This is a genomic window from Chroococcidiopsis sp. SAG 2025 (assembly GCF_032860985.1).
Taxonomy (GTDB): domain Bacteria; phylum Cyanobacteriota; class Cyanobacteriia; order Cyanobacteriales; family Chroococcidiopsidaceae; genus Chroococcidiopsis.
Window position 1 is genome coordinate 324951 of sequence record NZ_JAOCNC010000002.1, and the last position, 13144, is coordinate 338094.

Genomic DNA, 13144 nt, shown 5'->3' on the forward strand with positions numbered 1-13144 from the left:
ACCTCCGCCTAGGTGTTGTTGCAAAAACTTTTTAAGGATAGAGAATCTTGACCGAAAATTTTGGGTTGAAAGTCTCGCCCTTCTAGGACAATTTTGTTATATTTATTACATATCTATTACATAAAAATACTGAAGCTTAAACTCCACCCCACATTCCGCCCTTTCCACTGGCACAAAAGGATTAACACTGCTCTCAACATAGCAAGTAATACGGTTGTGTTGCAAAAAGATTTTGAGAACAGAGTTTTCCGGTAAAGTAATTGGACTTTATGCAGCAACTCCAAAAATTTGAGACACGAATTCTACTTGCCCTAAAATATTACCTTTTTTCACTGGTTGAATTTGTCCCTTGCGGATCATATTCATAGTTTCGTATCCAACAACTATTCTTCTAGCAGTATGAAATGATTTGAAGCCCAGACCAAGATTCACTAGCTTTTGAATAAATCTATGGTCTTGTTCTACTAGATTATTTAAGTATTTGTTTTGCCCGATCTCGCACATTCTATCTAGAGTTTCCTCGGATTTTAACTCATCGATGGCTGGGGGATAAGCAGCATTTCGATCTACGTTGATGACTCGTGGCGCTGGAGGATGAACTGTCTTCAGTGCTTTGCAAAAGAACCGTTTTGCTGCTCGTTTGTCTCTTTTAGCACTCAGCATAAAGTCAATAGTATTGCCAGCAGAATCAACAGCTCGGTACAAATATTTCCACTTACCTTTCACCTTAATATAGGTTTCATTCACTCGCCAAGAATCATTGGTTCGCTCTAGATGTGGGCGACAACGTTTTTCTAGTTCTGGGGCGTAGTGCTGCACCCATCTATATATCCCTGTTGTGTCACTCTAGGAGAGGCTAATCTCTGAAAGGCTTTCGACGCTTCGCTTTCAACTTTTTGGCTATAAATTTTGGTTACTGTTAGAAAATAAAGCTTCTAGCTTTGAGCCAATCAAGGTTACAGTCATGAGCTTCGATTTTTGCTGTCCGAGAGTGACACAACAGGGATATAGTCGTATGGTCAACGCTTAGCCCCCTCTCGGTCATCATCTCCTCCAAGTTGCGGTACAATAATGGATACCGAAGATACCACCGGACGCACAGCAGGATGATTTCGGCTTGGTAGTGCCGCCACTTAAACGGGTGCTTGGGGTTCATCTGGGTAGCATTAACTCTCTAGAGAGAATATTTTACTACTGAGGCAGCGATTTTTGCAACAGAACCCTTTTTCCCCCTGGCAAAGGTGGCGGTGAAGGCGTAGCTTATGGCTATAAAGGCAAAGGTATCCTCATACACAGTATTACAGATGCCAATGGTATGCCTCTTGTAGCAATTACTACTCCTGAAGAGTGGTGACGAAAGGCAACAAGTCCTGCCGATGCTAGCTCAAATCCGGTTGGCGACGGGCAAGCGGGGAAATCCTAAGCGTCGTCCCAAAGTGCTTACTGCTGATAAAGGATACGATGCCAGATGGTTGCGTAAGAAACTCCGAACTAAAGGTATCCGACCGCAGATTAAAAAACGGCAGATCAGAGGCAAAAAGCCCAAGGGTAGACCTATCAAAGAAACTGTACCTCGCTACCAACAAGAGCGCTCTTTCTCCTGGTTTCAACGCAAGTACAGAAGACTTGTTGTTCGATGGGAACGCCTGAAAGTATGTTTTGATGCTTTCCTCCTCCTCGCCACGTCCTACATCTGGTTTCCAAAGTTAGTGGGATAGGCTCCTTCTGTTACGGTCAAATCTCCTACCTCTAACAGTTGGCGCGATCGCTCTAAACGGTAATTATGCAAGTAACCAAAGACTGTTGTGCCGAAGACTTGGTGAAATCCTATTTTGAGCTTATAGTCATTTAATCCTACTGCCCGTGCCAACTCGATTAAAGAAGGGGGATTTTCTAAACGTGCGAGTAAAATCTCTTTGGCGTGATGGATGCGATCGATGTCTTTGGGTTTGAGGCGACGGCGATCGCACTTTGGTTTCTGATTTTTAAGTAAAGGTTCTAGCTGTAGAGCCAGCAGTTCAAATACTTTGCCTTGAAGATATACTTTTTTCGTTATCCCTTCATAGGGACAATGCAATATTTGCTGTAATATCGTTTGCATTGTAGAAGTTATGACTGTTGTGGGAGTAAGCCAAGTTTGCCAGTCGTTCTCTTTAATCAGAAATTGTAACTGGACGGGTAACTCACCTGACGGATCGGCAAAAAAATTTTTCAACACGTCAGGTTCCATATGAATATTAACTTCTAAACGTCGTTCTAATCCTGGGTCGTGTACGCTATCTACTGATGCAATAAGTAGTAGGGCATAATTAAACGTAAGATAGAGAAAAGCCAAAAACTTGCTGATTTTGACCACTCATGCCTGCTCCTTTACGTATCGTTTTGACAGAGTCAGAAGACCGGACGTTGAGTGAACTTCGGGTTGCCAAAACCGTTGCTCAACGTACCCGAGATCGAGCACAAATGCTTCGACTCAATGCTCAAGGATGGGTAGTGCCAGCGATTGCCGAAATTTTTGAGTGCCAAGAGCAGACAGTGCGCGAAACCATCCGCCGTTGGCAGCAGCAAGGGCTTTAGTTGGAAGCGGACTCGACACTCGCAACGGGGCAGACAAGATCCTGAGTACAAAGCACTCAAGCAAGCTGACTTAGACACACTCCAACTAGCTGCCTGTGAAGGGTACATTGACCTGAAGTATCTTGACGAATCGGGATGTTGTCTGGAAAGTCCAGTCAGTTATAGTTACTCTCGCATTGGAGAGCAGAAACACCGAAGAGCAGGTCAAATCCTATGGAGACCGCATTAGTATTCTAGGGATATGGCAACCAGAGCAGTCGTTTGACTATGCTCTGGTACAAGGCAGTTTCCACAAGGAACGCTATGTTAAAGTGATGAACGCTCCTTGCCCAAAAGAGTGAGCAGACATTGCTACAAACCGGACGGCTCACAGTCGTGGTGCAAGATAATGGTTCGGCTCATACCAGTCATCTTGCCCGTGAGCACTGGCAGCAGTGGCAGTCGAAAGGGCTATATCTCTTTTTTCTCCCCCAATACAGTTCACATATGAATCTGATTGAAGCGCAGTGGCATCAACTCAAAACCCATGAAATAGCCGGAAGGATTTTTGATAACGAGTATGATTTAGCAAATGCCATGATTGAGGGCATGGAGAATCGAAGTCAACAAGGGGGATGGACACTGGAACGTTTTATGTTTAAATCTGCCTAGCTACTTACCACTACCAATGAGTTGATGCTGTCCGGCTTTGAGAGCGACATCATTTACACTAGAACTACCTGAAAGCCGAAAGATCGATTCTATAGGATGTTCGCGGACGGGTGATTTAACTACCAAATCATCATGCAGCACTTCATCTACAATCATCAGCCATACCCCCGTACCGAGTTCCATGATCTCGCAAATATCCTTTGCCTAATTGCTGAGGATACTGATAGACAGTCTCTAACTGGTTTGATGCTTCAGTTTTTGATTCGGATGCAAACAGATCCCAAAAATCTGTTTGAGAGAGAGTGATGGTCATATTTGGTTAAAACTCAACAGAGAATGTTCCCAAAATCGTGAATGGTGCTTGAGGAGTAATATAAAAGCCTTGAGTTGCGTAATATTCAGTATCAAAGATGTTCTTGAAGTTGAGAGCAGCTCGCCAGTTATTGCGACGATAGAAGATACTGGCATCCGCACGTAGATAAGATGGTAGTTCAATGCTGTTGGGTAATTGAACTTCGCGATCGCTTGCGTAATATATCCCCGCACCAAATCCTAAACCTTGTAAATTGCCACTTTGAATTTCATAAGTCGTCCATAGACTAGCACCATGTTCTGGCACTCCCTGTAATTTGTTTCCTTCTGGAATCGTGTTATCCTCGCTGACAAAGGCATCTGTATAAGCATAGGTAGCAATAACTTTCCATCCTGGTAATATTTCGCCAGCAATATCTAGTTCGACACCACGGCTTTTCTGTTCTCCCGTTTGGATACTGAAATCAGGATCGGTGGGATCTTCAGTTAAGACATTTTTTTTAGTTAATTCGTAAAGCGCCAGTGTAGCTGAGAGTTTGTCATCAAGAAAACCTTGCTTAATTCCAATTTCAAACTGTTCGCCTTTGCTTGGCTCAAAAGGTTGCCCTGTCTGATTACGACTGAATATTTCTGGATTAAATGAATTAGTCCAACTGGCATAAACAGAAGTAGATTCGCTGGGTTGGTAAACAATACCGAGTCGTGGCGAAAATTCAGAATCAGATTGCTCGAAGCCAAAAGAATCAGTTAAGGTGTCTTTGTAGAAAGAATCGATTGAATCAAAGCGACCTCCAGCTAGGAATTTGAGATTAGGTGAAATCTCAATTAGGTCTTGTACGTAAATACCAACAGTGTCTGCACCATATTCTTCACCGGAAGTTGGAATATATGGTTCAGATTCAGCACCATAAACTGGCTCAAAGATGTCAAGGGAAGCAATAGCCGCGTCTTCAAAATCATAAGCAAATCTATAACGAGCTAGCTCTACTCCCAACAATACATTATGACGGAGAGAGCCTGTATTAAACTTGCCAAAAAATTCATTTTGTAGCGTGTAATTTTCTGAACTTTCATCCGAGCGTTGCGCGTTACGTGGCAGTGTCCGACCATCTTCCTCTAAAAAGGGTTGCTCGAAATTGCTGGTAGTGACATATTCAGTATTACCCTTAATGTTAACTACGTTAAATCCCTGTCTAAACTTCCAGTTATCGCTAAATTCATGTTCGAAGTTATAAGTGCCGTAAAACGATTTAAAGTCGGCATCATTAACGTCTGGTTCTCCTAAAAATCTACTAATGGGTAGATCTAAAAATTCTTCAGAAGGAAGTAAGCCGCGATCGAAGACATAATCGTAATTCTGATACTCTAGTTCAGTAGTGAGAGTAGTGCGCGGACCAATTTGCCAAGTTAGTGAGGGTGCGATAAAGATACTCTCGTTTTCATTAAAATCGCGGAAGCTGTCAGCATTTTCATAAGCAACATTCAAGCGATAAAGTAACGATTTATCCTCAGTCAAAGAACCCGTGAAATCTAGCGCGGAGCGGTAAAAGTCATAATTGCCAACTGTGACATTTAATCTATAGAAAGGCTCAGCTTGCGGTTTTTTCGTTACAGTATTGACGAGTCCGCTAAAACCAAAGCCGCTACCATAAAGTACTGATGCTGGACCTTTGAGAAACTCTACTCGCTCAACATTGGCAACATCACGCGGAGTAATGAAGCCAAAATCTCGAAAACCATTGCGGTATGCTTCAAAATCTAAAGGGAAACCGCGAAGATAATAACCTTGGGAGGATAAACCGCCATAACCTGACTGAGGTTGGACTCCACTGACGTTATCAGCCAACTCAGAAAAACGAACTATCTGGCGATCTTCTATCACCTGACGAGGGATGACTTGAATAGATTGGGGAATATCGCGTAAAGGAGTATCAGTTTTAGTCGCAGTGGTTGCATTGGGTACGCTGTACCCAGTTTCTTGTTCTCCAGTGACGACGATTTCTTGTTCTTCCCCTTCTGCTGGTGTTTCTGGTTCTGCTGCATTTGGGGTAGCTTCTGGTGGTGGAGATTGGATTTCTGTAGTTTCTGCTGCTGGTGGTTGAGTTGCAGTTGTTGCAGATGTAGTTGCACTCAAAACCAAACTATTTTTGCTTTGTTGTACCCGTACTTTTGGTAATTCTGTCTCACCCGTCACCACAATACGCAGACTATTGGCTCCAGCCTCGCTAACTGTCACTGCCGCAATCCCCTTTACAGGATTTATTTGTCGCAGTTTGTTTCTATCTGAAATCTGTAATTGAGTATTGACAACGTTAGCAACAAAAGTCTTGCCGAAACGGGATGTAAAAACTTGTGGCGATTCGTTACTCGCTGTTTTTAAGACAATTTCCGTTCCTGACGCTGTCGGCTGAATTTCTACAGCAGTTACCTCGACAACGTCAGCTCTTACTGGCTGTGCCACAACAGTTACAACAACTCCAGCCAGTCCCACACAACTGACCAAATGCATTTTATTCACTGTATTTCCTCACGCAAAGCTACAGTAATTCAGTACAGTTCGGGCACGAATTGCACTCTGAATTACTGAGTTTTAAATCTATCTTCGACTAGAAAATTTTAGCATTATTAATGCAAGTAAATAGCATTAAGTTTTAAGTATTTCATAACTGTATGAAAACAAGTATTTTTTTATACGATCTTTAAAGTTGGGAAATTTGAAAGTCTAAACCCGATCGCATTTGCGATCGAGTCTAAATGCAATATTGGCTCTGACATTAGTTGAGAACAAAACGCACTCTCAGCACAACACGCCTTCCCCTTTTGAGATCGTTGTACTTCCAACGAGTTACCTGCTTGAGTGCTGCTGCATCTAGGTCTGCATCACCGCTAGACTGCACTAACTGCACGTTGCTAACATTCCCATCCGAACCTACATAGAAAGCAACTTTGGGAACGCCCTCCACTCCCCGCCTTCTAGCGCTAGCTGGATAACTAGGCTGAGGGCAACGGCGACAAGTAAGAGTGTTAGAACCCTCAGAATCACCCTCACTTCGAGGTTGCCTGACGGTTCTCGGTCCTGTCGCTACAGGAGTTCTACCAGTACCCGTACTAGGGCTAGGAGCTACAACGGGTGCTTGAGGATTACCTCTACCAGTTAAGACTTTTGCTTGCTCTGCCCTTTCACTCCTAAGATTCGATAGCTGATTTCTTAGCTGGGGATTAGGTGTGGCTATTGGAGATGGGGCAGGCGTGGGCTTCGGTGTAATAGCGCGAGGTACGGGTTTGGGAGTAGCCCTAACGACTCTTGGGGGAGGCGACTGACGTACTACTCTTTGAGGCTGCCTAACTCTGGGCTGTTGTACTCGCCGTGGCTGTGGTTTTGGTTTTGGTGGCTGTGGTTTTGGTTCTGGCTTCTTGACCTCTGGTTTTTTAGGAGGATCGACGATAACAACTTCTATGGGTTTTGGTTGGGTAGAATTCCTTTGCCATAATTTATCAATACCTGCATATAGCAGACCGACGTGTAAAGCCAGGGAACCAACCAAACTACAAGCTAAAAGAGTCTTCAGCGATCGCGCTTCTTTCTCTCGCTGCTGGATGGCAATGTTATCAGAACCCATAGAAAGCTATTGGCAATAATTTTCATTAACTCTTGCTAGACTATGATGTTATGCTACCCGTGTCAAGAGGAAATCAGTAATCAGGGAGCAGAGAGCAGTAACTACTCACTACTCACTACTCACTACTCACTAGTTCATTTCAACAAGTCTGCATCTCCTGGTTTTAGCTGAGAAAAGGTTGGAGTTGGTTGTTGGTTGTCGGTAGTCGGTGGTTGGTTGTTGGTTGGAGATTCGGTAGTGGGAGGTGTGGAGGTGTTGGGAGTAAAGACATTGACTAAAGTCTGTACCAGTGCGTCTCGTTGCGATCGGTTGAGGCGATTAATTGCAGCGCGATCGCCTTCTAGGGGATTTTGACGTAAGGTTTTTGCCCCTGGATACGTGTTATCTTGACAAGGAAGCATATCAAATTAACCCTGTTGTGTCACTTTAGGCAGAAGAAAAATGGAAATCAGGGTGAGTTAGGAAGGTAAAAATGGAAGAGGTAAGGCAATAAACAATGGATTGAAGTTTAGCAAATTCCAAAGATAATTGAGGAATAGAAAAAACTGAAAGCCAAGGTTGAATTAAGTTAAATAGGGTAAAAGGTTGAAGAATAAGACGAAGATTGTTAAGAATATTCTTCCAACCTTTACCATTATCCCACCAAGGATGAGAAGCAAATGTTGATCGAGAATCTGGAGGAGAAGGACGCAGAGATTCTGAATGAAGACTAACCATGAGATAGGCACTACATACAATCTCCCACCATCGCTCAATATCTTGATAGCGAGTAAAACGATAATCCGCCCAACCTAATTCATTTTTACTTTGCTTTAAGCCATATTCTACCCATGTCCTTAATCCGTAGAAGTTACCAACCTCTCTTGGGGTAATATCTGGGTATTTACTCATGACATACCAAGTTGAATTCTCAGGTAACTTTTCAATGTCTGTAGTGATCTGCCAATACCTATGTTCTCTACGTTTGCCGTGAATTATTTCTCTAATAAATCGATTTTCACTACTTAAATCAGAAAACACCCTTTTGAATCTATGCCACTTCAAATATTGGGTGTGTTGTCTAGGGAGTAAGTCCACAGAATGGTTTGAGCGAATTGCCACTAGATAATTCAAACTCAGGTCATCTAATCCTGATATAAAATTCGGGTAGTCCTATACAAGTAAGGATGTAAGTATAGAGAAGAGGTCTTTCAACTGTGAACCATGTCAGCAGCTAGTCTTACTTGCCCCCGTTGTCAAGCAACTCGGATTGTGAAGAACGGCAGAATCCATAATGGTCAGCAGAACTTCAAGTGTAAAGCTTGCAGCAGACAGTTTGTCCAGAATCCAACCAAAAAAGTAATAGGACAACAAACAAGAGATTTAATCGACAAATTGTTGTTGGAAAGGCTTTCCCTAGCAGGAGTTAGCAGAGTTACAGGAGTATCAGAACAATGGTTACAGACTTACGTCAATACTAAGTATGAAACAACTCCACGACAAGTTGAAGTTGAGGAGAAAAAAAAGGGCGCTTAACTATCCAGTGTGACGAGATGTGGTCTTTTGTTGGCAATAAAGGCAATAAGCAGTGGGTTTGGTTAGCTTTGGACTGGAAGAGTGGAGAAATTGTCGGCTGCTATGTTGGCGACCGCTCTCGTGGCGGTGCACGAGGTTTATGGCACTCGCTACCAAGCGCGTATAAACAATGTGCCGCCTGCTATACAGATTTTTGGGAGGCTTATGAGCAAGTGATTCCTCAGTCCAGACATCGCGCTGTTAGTAAAAAGAGTGGTCAGACCAGCTTAATTGAGCGGTTTAACTGCACCCTACGCCAAAGAGTTTCTCGCTTGGTTAGAGATACCTTATCTCAGATCTTGCAGCATTCTCGATAAGCAAGAATGGGTAAAGGTTTGAGGATAATTTCAAAATCGAATTGTGCAGCAATGTCAGCATTGACTCGGATGAACCGCAGCAATTGTAACCACAGAACCGAGGGAAACAGTACAGTTAATGCCAAATCACTGGCAGCTTTCCAATCCAGGACAGGAGGTAGTGACCATTGGTCAATCCAATGCGCCAATAGATAGGCAATTAGCGCTCTTGATGAGCCAGCGATAGACACCAAGTTTCGTAGTTTGCCCAAAGCGATGCAGCCCAAAACGATGTTTGCTCGTTTTGAAAAAGCCCTCAATGCAAGAGCGCTTACGTCCTAGCCGCACCAGATAAATGCCAGAGTAAGGATGGGTAGAAACGACAAAGCGCAGTTCTCGCTTGCCTTCGGCTCGTTTGAGCCAGAACCAGGACACCGTCAGTGGCTGTGTGTCTCCCGCTAAATACACCTGTTGTCCACGGTTGGCATGGCGATACAGTTGCTTTAGATGACGACCGTCCTGCATTTTGCGATTGCAGCGCATCCCCACGACTGCTCGCCACGACTGCTTTCGCACTGCTTTGAGAAACTCTACGGTGCCAAACTCCGTATCTGCCTGTACAATGACCACCCTGCCCTGACTCAACTGGGTTGGAACCGTTGCCAACAACTTGCAGGCTAATTGTACTGGGCGCTTGATAGCCTTTGCCCCGCCAGACCCGAAAGCTCCAAGGCACTCGCCACTCACCCACCACCAGGTACAATACTACTAAATGTAATCCCCGCTTACCGTTAAGTATTCTCACCCAGGGGTCAGGTGCCTTGGGGTCATTCGTCGGCGTACTCAACTGCAAAAACTTGCCGCACTTTTCGAATGTCGTTAGATCGATCGACACTCGCAAAGGAGTGCTTGGATGAGGGGGATGAGCGGTCACTTGCTGCAACACCATTTGACGAGTCGTGCGAATCACGCTACGAGTAGACCAATTGTAGTGATTCAAAAATCGACTCAATGAAGAAGCGGATTTCACCTGGGTGTGCTGGGGTAAAGGATATCCTTGAGCTTCAAGAAACAGCCCGAACAGGGCGTTTAGACTGGCTTTCTGGTATGTGCTAGGCATTAAGCAAAGAAGGCTATAGACTAGCCCTTGGGCGTATTCGACGATGGTTTCCATAATCGTCAACTCAAATTATTCCTACGCCCTTTCTTCCAGATTTTGGCTCTTTTGGCAACCCTTTATTGAGAATGGTGCAAGATCTCAGTTATCCTTCTCGAAAAAGTTGGATAACCATATTGGAGCTATCTGGTATTTCATTCATCACTATAACTCATCCTTACTTGTGTAGGACTACCTCAAGTTGTTAAACAAGGAGATGCGATCGCAACTATCGACGACTCGAAACTGCAAACCAAAAAAAGTCAACTGCACACTAGCATTCAGCAAGCTCAGTTACAACTTGTTCAAATCAACGCTCTTCTTAGTGCTGTAAATCGGCAACTCAAAGCAGAAACTAACCGTAACAATCGTAGTATCACCGCAGCCCAAGCGGAACTGAGTGGTCGCCGCCGAGACTATCAAAACAAGCAAATGACTACCATTGCCGAAGTCAAAGAAGCTGAGGCTAACTTCAAGTCAACAGTGGCGGCTTTAAATGTAGCTAGAGCGAAGCGGGAGCGATATCAGCCGATCGCAGAAGATGGGGCAGTTTCCAAGAATCAATTGGAGGAAGCACAACTGGAGGTCCAGCAGCAACAACAAGAGGTTGAAGCGACCCGAGCTAGAGTGCAACGTGCTCTAGCTGCCCTCGATCCTAGTAACGCAGAAGTAGCGATCGCCTCCCAGCAGATTGCCCAAGCAAAAGCAGCAGCAGAAGCCAACGAAGCTACCTTAGACAAGGAACGCCTTACCCTAATCCAGCAACGAATTGAAATTCAACAACAGCTAGCTCAGAACACTCGTGAACTCCAGCAAGTGGAAACTGATATTAGCCAGACTGTTATTACTGCCACAGCAAATGGTATTGTCTTCAAGCTCAACCTGCGTAACCCCGGTCAAACTGTACGTCTTGGAGAAGAAATTGCTGAAATTGTCCCCAGTGATGCTTCTTTAGAGATTGAGGCAGCGGTGGCTATCGAGGATAAAAGTAAGTTGAAATCAGGTCAAGATGTACAGATGCGGGTTTCTGCCTGTCCTTATCCAGACTATGGTACGCTCAAAGGTAAAGTGAGCCAAGTTTCCGCAGATACCGTTAAACCTCAACACAATAGTACTACTACAACCAATTCCACCACTGCTTCTAGTCGGAACCCTAATACAGCTACTGCTTTCTACGAGGTGACGATTAAGCCAGAAAGCCTGGCTTTAGGTCAAGGCAAAAATCAGTGTTTACTCCAGTTGGGAATGGACGGCAGAGCTGATATTATTTCTAGAGAAGAGACCGTACTCCAATTCCTGCTTAGTGGGACTTTGTAAGAAAGATGGAGCAAATTGAGCTAGAATGCGGGTAGGAGTTGCGTTTTACGTCAGTCTCGACAGGAGCAACGTAAGGTGAAAGATCAAGTACCAGCAGCGATGCCGCAGTGCTTTGAGAACTGGTGTCGTCGGTTTGATGATGTATTTTCGCGTCAGAAGCAGCGGCAGGAATTTCGTGTTTATCTAGAGGGTGTTATGAACTTTTAGGATCGCTAGAGTAGGAATATGGAAAGAAAAGCATATCCTACTGATGTCAGTGATGACGAGTGGACATTTGTTGCCCCTTATCTTACTTTGATGAGCGAAGAAGCACCGCAACGAGAACATAGTCTCAGGGAAGTGTTTAACGGGTTGCGTTGGCTGGTTCGCTCTGGTGCCTCTTGGCGCATGATGCCGCATGACCTTCCGCCTTGGGCAGCAGTTTATCAGCAAACTCAACGGTGGATTGATGCAGGAGTATTTGAGGCAATTGTAGACGACCTCCGAACACTACTGCGGTTGGCTGCCGGACGCAAGGAGACCCCAACTGCGGTGATTCTCGACAGTCGCACCCTACAGTCAACCCCTGAAAGTGGAGGACGAGCTGGGTATGACGGTGGTAAACGCAAGAAGGGCAGCAAGGTACACATGTTGCAGTTGATACTCTGGGACATTTGTTAGGACTGGTAGTGACCCCTGCGAACGAACAAGACCGCTCCCAGGTACAGGAACTTGCTCAACAAGTGCAAGAAATTACTGGTGAGACGGTGGAAATTGCCTTTGTGGATCAAGGGTATACCGGAGAACAAGCCGCTCAGGAGGCTGCCGTAGAAGGTATCCAATTGGAAGTCGTCAAACTACCAGAAGCCAAGAAGGGATTTGTTTTACTTCCTCGCAGGTGGGTAGTGGAGCGAAGTTTTGCGTGGACTGGGCGCTTTCGGCGCTTAACAAGAGATTATGAACGTTTAGCACAGACATTAGTTGGTTTTCATTTTGTTGCCTTTGCCGTCATAATGCTCAGGCGATTTGTAGATTTGGTAAGGCAAAGTGCATAACACGCTCTAGGGGACTGCTGGGTGAGAGTCAGCGCAAAAACCTGAGCCAACTGGTCACAAATACAGTAGATGGCTCCTACAACAGCCTCAGACATTTTCTCAACAATGCCCCTTGGGATGAAGTCAAGCTAAATAATCGGCGGTTGGAGGTGATGCACCAGTGTCGCCAGACGACCCCGAGTCAAGGTTTCACATTGATTGTAGATGATTCGGGACATCGCAAAAGTGGTGCGGCTACTGATGGGGTAGGACGGCAGTACATTGGGGAGATTGGCAAGACTGACAATGGTATTGTGCTGCTGACTACCTACTTGTATGATGGAGTGCGACGTCTGCCGTTAGATGTTGCACTCTATCAACACGCAAGTTTATTCGAGCAAGGCAAGGCAGACCCCAACTTCCAGAAAAACCTGACCTGGCTCTAGACTTGGTTGACCAATGCTTGAAGCGCGGTTATCGACCGGGTGTGACTGTAATTGATGCAGGCTACGGTAATAACACGCCTTTTCTCAAGCAGTTGGAGTCGAGAAACCTAACTTACGTGGCAGCAATCGCCAAAACCGCCAAGTTACTGCTCAAACATCAGGTGATGAGTCTGCTCGTAAGCAGGGATTAGAAGCTATTGCT

12 protein-coding genes and 6 pseudogenes are annotated in these 13144 nt (G+C 44.8%); 9 read left to right on the forward strand and 9 right to left on the reverse strand.

Going from position 1 to position 13144, the window contains the following annotated elements:
- Nucleotides 1–267 precede the first annotated feature (267 nt).
- Nucleotides 268–1156, reverse strand: a pseudogene (locus tag N4J56_RS41545) (IS6 family transposase).
- A gap of 220 nt (nt 1157–1376) precedes the next feature.
- On the opposite strand from N4J56_RS41545, the gene N4J56_RS34395 reads away from it, so the two are divergent.
- Entirely contained in the window at nt 1377–1718 is a 342-nt protein-coding gene (locus N4J56_RS34395; protein ID WP_317111214.1) for a transposase, read from the forward strand.
- Here the strand turns inward: N4J56_RS34395 and N4J56_RS34400 are convergent.
- Entirely contained in the window at nt 1688–2356 is a 669-nt protein-coding gene (locus tag N4J56_RS34400; RefSeq protein ID WP_317111216.1) for an AraC family transcriptional regulator, read from the reverse strand. The genes N4J56_RS34395 and N4J56_RS34400 overlap by 31 nt on opposite strands.
- 2 nt (nt 2357–2358) lie before the next feature.
- On the opposite strand from N4J56_RS34400, the pseudogene N4J56_RS34405 reads away from it, so the two are divergent.
- A pseudogene (locus N4J56_RS34405) lies at nt 2359–3228 on the forward strand (transposase).
- Here the strand turns inward: N4J56_RS34405 and N4J56_RS34410 are convergent.
- The 5 genes and pseudogenes from N4J56_RS34410 to N4J56_RS34430 form a co-directional block, all read right to left on the reverse strand.
- The gene (locus N4J56_RS34410; RefSeq protein ID WP_317111218.1) at nt 3229–3411 is read right to left on the reverse strand and encodes a hypothetical protein; all 183 of its coding nucleotides are present in this window, start codon (nt 3409–3411) and stop codon (nt 3229–3231) included.
- 136 nt (nt 3412–3547) lie between these two features.
- A complete protein-coding gene (locus N4J56_RS34415; RefSeq protein ID WP_317111307.1) occupies nt 3548–6049 on the reverse strand; it encodes a TonB-dependent siderophore receptor in 2502 nt (833 codons plus the stop codon).
- Between the two features lie 265 nt (nt 6050–6314).
- Nucleotides 6315–7160 (reverse strand): energy transducer TonB, encoded by an 846-nt coding sequence (locus N4J56_RS34420; protein WP_317111220.1) that lies wholly within the window; start codon nt 7158–7160, stop codon nt 6315–6317.
- Between the two features lie 134 nt (nt 7161–7294).
- Complete coding sequence (locus N4J56_RS34425; RefSeq protein WP_317111222.1) at nt 7295–7561, reverse strand: hypothetical protein; 267 nt, start codon at nt 7559–7561, stop codon at nt 7295–7297.
- Nucleotides 7562–7586: 25 nt separating this feature from the next.
- Nucleotides 7587–8303: pseudogene (locus N4J56_RS34430) on the reverse strand (IS701 family transposase); the annotation flags it as partial.
- A 60-nt stretch (nt 8304–8363) separates the two neighbouring features.
- On the opposite strand from N4J56_RS34430, the pseudogene N4J56_RS34435 reads away from it, so the two are divergent.
- Nucleotides 8364–9007: pseudogene (locus N4J56_RS34435) on the forward strand (IS1 family transposase); the annotation flags it as partial.
- On the opposite strand, the gene N4J56_RS34440 reads toward N4J56_RS34435, so the two are convergent.
- A complete protein-coding gene (locus tag N4J56_RS34440; RefSeq protein ID WP_317106469.1) occupies nt 9007–9156 on the reverse strand; it encodes a hypothetical protein in 150 nt (49 codons plus the stop codon). The pseudogene N4J56_RS34435 and the gene N4J56_RS34440 sit on opposite strands and share 1 nt — an antisense overlap.
- Nucleotides 9157–9202: 46 nt before the next feature.
- Nucleotides 9203–9676 carry a transposase gene (locus N4J56_RS34445; protein ID WP_317106468.1) on the reverse strand — a complete coding sequence of 158 codons (474 nt, stop codon included), beginning with the start codon at nt 9674–9676 and terminating at the stop codon, nt 9203–9205.
- 587 nt (nt 9677–10263) lie between these two features.
- On the opposite strand from N4J56_RS34445, the pseudogene N4J56_RS34450 reads away from it, so the two are divergent.
- From N4J56_RS34450 to N4J56_RS34475, 6 genes and pseudogenes are all read left to right on the forward strand, one after another.
- Nucleotides 10264–10356, forward strand: a pseudogene (locus tag N4J56_RS34450) (IS1 family transposase); the annotation flags it as partial.
- Between the two features lie 242 nt (nt 10357–10598).
- On the forward strand, nt 10599–11483 hold the full coding sequence (locus tag N4J56_RS34455; protein ID WP_317111224.1) for an HlyD family efflux transporter periplasmic adaptor subunit: 885 nt from the start codon (nt 10599–10601) through the stop codon (nt 11481–11483).
- 75 nt (nt 11484–11558) lie between these two features.
- Nucleotides 11559–11690 (forward strand): hypothetical protein, encoded by a 132-nt coding sequence (locus N4J56_RS34460; protein WP_317111225.1) that lies wholly within the window; start codon nt 11559–11561, stop codon nt 11688–11690.
- Nucleotides 11691–11708: 18 nt separating this feature from the next.
- A pseudogene (locus tag N4J56_RS34465) lies at nt 11709–12517 on the forward strand (IS5 family transposase).
- 17 nt (nt 12518–12534) lie between these two features.
- Nucleotides 12535–12942: a transposase gene (locus N4J56_RS34470; RefSeq protein ID WP_317111310.1), complete on the forward strand. Its 408-nt coding sequence runs from the start codon at nt 12535–12537 to the stop codon at nt 12940–12942.
- A gap of 2 nt (nt 12943–12944) precedes the next feature.
- Complete coding sequence (locus N4J56_RS34475; protein WP_317111203.1) at nt 12945–13133, forward strand: transposase; 189 nt, start codon at nt 12945–12947, stop codon at nt 13131–13133.
- Nucleotides 13134–13144: the final 11 nt, after the last annotated feature.

Bases quoted from the DNA above. Each gene is read 5' to 3' on its own strand.
- N4J56_RS34395 (WP_317111214.1), top strand. From the start codon at position 1,377: ATGCTAGCTCAAATCCGGTTGGCGACGGGCAAGCGGGGAAATCCTAAG.
- N4J56_RS34410 (WP_317111218.1), bottom strand. From the start codon at position 3,411: ATGGAACTCGGTACGGGGGTATGGCTGATGATTGTAGATGAAGTGCTG.
- N4J56_RS34415 (WP_317111307.1), bottom strand. From the start codon at position 6,049: ATGCATTTGGTCAGTTGTGTGGGACTGGCTGGAGTTGTTGTAACTGTT.
- N4J56_RS34420 (WP_317111220.1), bottom strand. From the start codon at position 7,160: ATGGGTTCTGATAACATTGCCATCCAGCAGCGAGAGAAAGAAGCGCGA.
- N4J56_RS34425 (WP_317111222.1), bottom strand. From the start codon at position 7,561: ATGCTTCCTTGTCAAGATAACACGTATCCAGGGGCAAAAACCTTACGT.
- N4J56_RS34455 (WP_317111224.1), top strand. From the start codon at position 10,599: ATGACTACCATTGCCGAAGTCAAAGAAGCTGAGGCTAACTTCAAGTCA.